The sequence below is a fragment of the Streptomyces sp. XM83C genome (assembly GCF_023072675.1).
Classification (GTDB): domain Bacteria; phylum Actinomycetota; class Actinomycetes; order Streptomycetales; family Streptomycetaceae; genus Streptomyces; species Streptomyces thermocoprophilus.
The window spans coordinates 1-3,798 of record NZ_JALLGL010000439.1 but is presented as its reverse complement, the minus strand read 5'-3'; the positions used below and the strand labels follow the sequence as shown (position 1 = coordinate 3,798).

At 74.1% G+C, this 3,798-nt stretch carries 3 protein-coding genes; all 3 read left to right on the top strand.

Annotation, left to right across the window (positions count from 1 at the left end; all coding sequences use genetic code 11):
- Positions 1-31 precede the first annotated feature (31 nt).
- From MTQ10_RS28795 to MTQ10_RS31370, 3 genes are read left to right on the top strand one after another with little or no spacing between them, the layout of a single operon-like run.
- Complete coding sequence (locus MTQ10_RS28795) at positions 32-1,069, top strand: thiopeptide-type bacteriocin biosynthesis protein (protein ID WP_247473291.1); 1,038 nt, start codon at positions 32-34, stop codon at positions 1,067-1,069.
- Positions 1,070-1,094: 25 nt separating this feature from the next.
- Entirely contained in the window at positions 1,095-2,318 is a 1,224-nt protein-coding gene (locus MTQ10_RS28790) for a cytochrome P450 family protein (RefSeq protein WP_247473289.1), read from the top strand.
- A 14-nt stretch (positions 2,319-2,332) separates the two neighbouring features.
- Positions 2,333-3,739 (top strand): cytochrome P450, encoded by a 1,407-nt coding sequence (locus MTQ10_RS31370; protein WP_282612707.1) that lies wholly within the window; start codon positions 2,333-2,335, stop codon positions 3,737-3,739.
- Positions 3,740-3,798 lie beyond the last annotated feature (59 nt).

The window sequence follows — 3,798 nt, the reverse complement described above, 5'->3', positions numbered from 1 at the left end:
ACTCCCGCCCGTGCCCCGGAGGAGGACCCCGATGCCCGCCCCTGACCCCGGCGCCTGGCACAGCCTGCATCTGCACCGGTATGCCGGACAGGACCGCTTCCTCGTGGAACACCTGACGCCCGTAGTGGCCCCACTGCGCGACTCCGGCGAACTGGAAAGCTTCTTCTTCCTGCGCTACTGGCAGGGCGGCCACCACATCCGCCTCCGGCTGCGCCCCGCCGACCCCGACCCCGGTCGTGCCGACCGCCTCGTCTCGGACATCCGGGACCGGCTCGCGGCCCGGCTCGCCGCCGACCCCGCCGGCTGGGGCGACCTCGACCCGGACGAGTTCCGCGAGGCCCAGCACACCATGGCCGCCCTGGAAGCCGAGACCACCGGCGACCTCCTCCCCCCGGACACCGTCCACCCCGCCCGCTACGAACCCGAGCACGGCAAGTACGGCGGTCCCGCGGGCGTCGCCGTCGCGGAACGCTTCTTCGCGCGCAGCAGCGCCGTCGCCCTCGACGCGCTGCGCGCCATCGGCGAACGCCCCGCCCGCCGGCTCGGCACCGCCTTCACCATGACCCTGCGCGGCCTCGCCGCGGCCGGCCTCACCCCGGCCGCCATGGCCGCCTTTCTCGCCCACTACTGCACGGTGTGGTCGCCGTACGTCTTCGACCGCTTCCTCGACACCTGGCCCGCCCTGCTCCAGCAGCGCCGCGCCCCCGCCGCCGCCCACCTCGCCCCGCTCCTCACCCGCGGGCAGCCACCGGACGACCCGTACGCGCGGGCCGTCGCCGACGCCTGGCAGGCCCTGCACACCGACGCCGCCGACATACTGCCCGCGATCACCCTCGCCGGACCCGGCGCGAGCGACGAACGGCGCCGCCAGGTCGTGCTGCTCAGCCTGCTGCACACCCACAACAACCGGCTCGGCCTCATCCCCGAACAGGAAGCCTTCCTCGGCTGTCTCGGCCACCACGTCGTCGCCGACTGCGCGGGCCTGATCCCCGACCCCGGCCTGCTCGACCGCGTCCGCGACCACCGCCGCGCACGCCTCGCCGCACACCTGCCCTCCGGCCAGCACTGACCGAAGACCGACAGGAGCCCACGCCGTGGACATCGAAGCCCGCACCTACCCCTTCACCCGCCACACCCCGTTCGAGATGCCGGAGGAGTTCGCCTGGCTGCGGGAGAACCGGCCCATCGCCCAGGTCCGCCTCGCCACCGGCGACACCGCCTGGCTGATCACCCGCTACGACGACGTCCGCACCGCCCTCACCGACCCACGGTTCTCCCGCACCATCAACCGGGAGGGCGCCGCCCGCGTCGACACCGGCTTCCAGGCCGACGCCGACAGCCCCGTCTTCAACTTCGGCGGGTCCATCTCCGAACCGCCCGGCCACACCCGCTGGCGCCGCCTCGTCAACCAGGCCTTCACCGCCCGGCACGCCGAGTCCATGCGGCCCGCCGTCGCCGCCCACACCGACGCCCTCCTCGACGGCCTCGCCGCCACCGGCCGCTTCGACCTGATGGCCGACTACGCCTACCAGCTGCCGATCCGCGTCATCTGCGACCTGCTCGGACTGGAGCAGACCGCCCGCCCCGAGTTCTCCGCGCTCGCCGCCCGCATCACCCGCCGCGACCTCACCTCGTCGTTCGTCGAGTTCGGGCAGGCCCTCCAGGACATCGGCCGGTACGCCATCGGGCTCATCGTCCGCAAACGGCAGAACCTCGGCGACGACCTGCTCAGCACCCTCATCGCCCTCACCGACGAAGAGGACGGCAAGCTCACCAACGAGGAACTGGTCTCCACGGTCATCCTGCTGCTGATGGCCGGCTACGAGAGCACCGCCGTCCAGCTCGGCAACGCCTTCTACGCCCTGTTCCGCGAACCCGCCCAGATGCGCCGGCTGCGCGAGGAACCCGAGATCGTCGGCCGGGCCGTCGAGGAGATCCTGCGGTACGCCCAGATGGGCACCGGGTACGCCATCGCCAAGTTCACCACCGAGGACGTCGAACTGTCCGGCGGCACCGTCCCGGCCGGCTCCACCGTCTTCGTCTCCCTCGCCTCCGCCAACCGGGACGAGAAGGTGTTCGGTGAGGACGCCGACCGCTTCGACATCGGCCGCGGCTGCGCCCACCGCCAGACCGCGTTCGGCTACGGCCCCCACTACTGCCTCGGCGCCGCCCTCGCCCGCGTCGAGATGCAGGAGGGCATCGCCCGCATGCTGGCCCGCTTCCCCGGCCTGCGCTTCGACGGACCCGACCTGGACGACGTGCCGCTCGCCAGCAACCTGTTCACCTTCTACCCGGCCGAACTGCCGGTGCGTATCTGAGCGTGGAGGCCTCCATGGAGCCGACCCCGACCGACGACACCACATACCCCTTCGAACAGAAGTGCCCCTTCGCCCCGCCCAGGGAACTGGTCCGGCGCCGCCGCGAGGAACCCGTCTCCCGCATCCGCCTCGCGAACGGCGCGACCGCCTGGCTCGTCACCCGCTACGACGACGTACGCCAGGTCCTGACCGACCCCCGCTTCAGCAGGGCGGAGGTCCGGGCCGGCGCACTGCGGGGCGGCGGGCCGGGCGGGCCGGGCGCACCCGGCGGACCTGGCGGGCCGGGCGCACCCGGCGGACTTGGCGGTCTCGGCGGACCCGGCGGACCTGGCGGACCTGGCGGGCCGGGCGTGGGCGGGCCGGGTGCGCCGACCGACGCACCCGGCGCACCCGACGGCCGCCCGCAGGGCCGTGGCTTCCCCGGCGCCCCCGGCGGCGGGGCCGGGCAGCGGCGGTTCGACTTCGGGATGTCCCTGGCCGACCCCGAGCACCACGCCCGCTGGCGCCGCACCCTCTCCACCGTCCTCACCCCCGGCCACGCCGAGTCACTGCGCAAACCCGTCGGCCAGGCCGTCGACGAGGTCCTGGACACCCTCGCCGGCCGCGGCCCCGAACCCGTCGACCTCGTCGCCGACTTCGCCTACCAGGTGCCCGTCCGCGTGCTGTGCGAGCTGCTCGACCTGCCCGCCGAACTGCGCCCCGCCCTGTGGGACTGGGCCGGGCGGATACGCACCGCCGCACCCTCGACCGCCGCGTTCGGCGCGGCCATGGGCGCCCTGTTCGACTGCGCTGCCCGCCTGGTCGCGAAGGAGCAGACCTCGCCCGGCGACGGCCTCATCGGCCGACTGCTCACCCGCCTCGGCGAGGACACCCGCCCCACCACCGACGAACTGGTCTCCACGGTCGTCCTGCTCGCCACCGCCGGCTACGAGTCCACGGCCGTCCAGTTCGCCAACGGCCTCCTCGCCCTCTTCCAGCACCCCGACCAGCTCGACCGGCTGCGCGACGGCACGGTCACCGAGGCCGCCGCCGTCGAGGAGATCCTCCGGTACGCGCAGGCAGGCACCGGGTTCGCCGGGACGACCGTCACCACCGAGGACGTCACCCTCGGCCAGGTCACCCTCCCCAAGGGCGCGACGGTCTTCATCTCCCTGGAATCCGCCGCCCGCGACGAACAGCACGTCGAGCGGCCCGACGACTTCGACATCGCCCGCGGCGCCGCCCGCACCCACCTCGCCTTCGGCGCCGGTGCGCACTACTGCCTCGGCTCCTCCCTGGCCCGCGTGGAACTCCAGGAGGGCTTCGGCAGGCTGCTCCGCCGCTTCCCCGCGCTGCGCCCGGCCGCCGACCCGGCCGGCGTCGAGTTCACCGCGAACCTCTTCCACCGATACCCGCGCGAGCTGAAGGCGGTCCTGCGATGACCCGGCACCCCGAACCCGCAAAACACCCCGACCGGCCCCGCCCCGCCGAGCCCGGCGAG

Coding starts and splice junctions, on each gene's coding strand:
- MTQ10_RS28795 (WP_247473291.1), top strand. CDS start 32: ATGCCCGCCCCTGACCCCGGCGCCTGGCACAGCCTGCATCTGCACCGG.
- MTQ10_RS31370 (WP_282612707.1), top strand. CDS start 2,333: ATGGAGCCGACCCCGACCGACGACACCACATACCCCTTCGAACAGAAG.